This is a genomic window from Caballeronia calidae, from assembly GCF_900044055.2.
Lineage (GTDB): Bacteria > Pseudomonadota > Gammaproteobacteria > Burkholderiales > Burkholderiaceae > Caballeronia > Caballeronia calidae.
On the sequence record NZ_FCOX02000330.1, the window covers coordinates 1 to 752 of the forward strand.

The following is a 752-nucleotide window of genomic DNA, read 5'->3' on the forward strand; positions in this document are numbered from 1 at the left end:
TGATCGACACGATGATCGTCGACGGCCTGTGGGACGTCTATAACAACTATCACATGGGCACGACGGCCGAGAACGTCGCGAAGGAATTCGGCATCACGCGCGAACAGCAGGATGCGTTCGCTGCGCTGTCGCAGAACAAGGCGGAAGCCGCGCAGAAGGCCGGCCGCTTCAACGACGAAATCGTGCCGGTCGCGATTCCGCAACGCAAGGGCGAGCCGCTGCAGTTCAACACCGACGAGTTCGTGCGTCACGGCGTCACGGCCGACGCGCTCGCGGGCCTGAAGCCGGCGTTCTCGAAAGAAGGCACGGTGACGGCGGCGAACGCATCGGGTCTCAATGATGGCGCGGCCGCGGTCCTGGTGATGTCGGCGAAGAAGGCCGAAGCGCTGGGTCTGACGCCGCTCGCGCGCATCAAGGCGTACGCGAACGCGGGTGTCGATCCGAAGGTGATGGGCATGGGCCCGGTGCCGGCGTCCAAGCGCTGTCTGGAGCGCGCGGGCTGGTCGGTGAACGACCTGGACCTGATGGAAATCAACGAGGCGTTCGCGGCGCAGGCGCTCGCGGTGCACAAGCAGATGGGCTGGGATCAGTCGAAGATCAACGTGAACGGCGGCGCAATCGCGATCGGTCACCCGATCGGCGCGTCGGGCTGCCGGATTCTCGTCACGCTGCTGCACGAAATGCAGAAGCGCGATGCGAAGAAGGGTCTGGCGTCGCTGTGCATCGGCGGCGGGATGGGTGTCGCGCTGGCG

At 65.7% G+C, this 752-nt stretch carries 1 protein-coding gene; it reads left to right on the forward strand.

Features of this window, described 5'->3' with window-relative positions; genetic code table 11:
• Positions 1-752: acetyl-CoA C-acyltransferase (locus AWB78_RS42895; protein ID WP_157697921.1), on the forward strand; the 752-nt coding region annotated here is incomplete at both ends.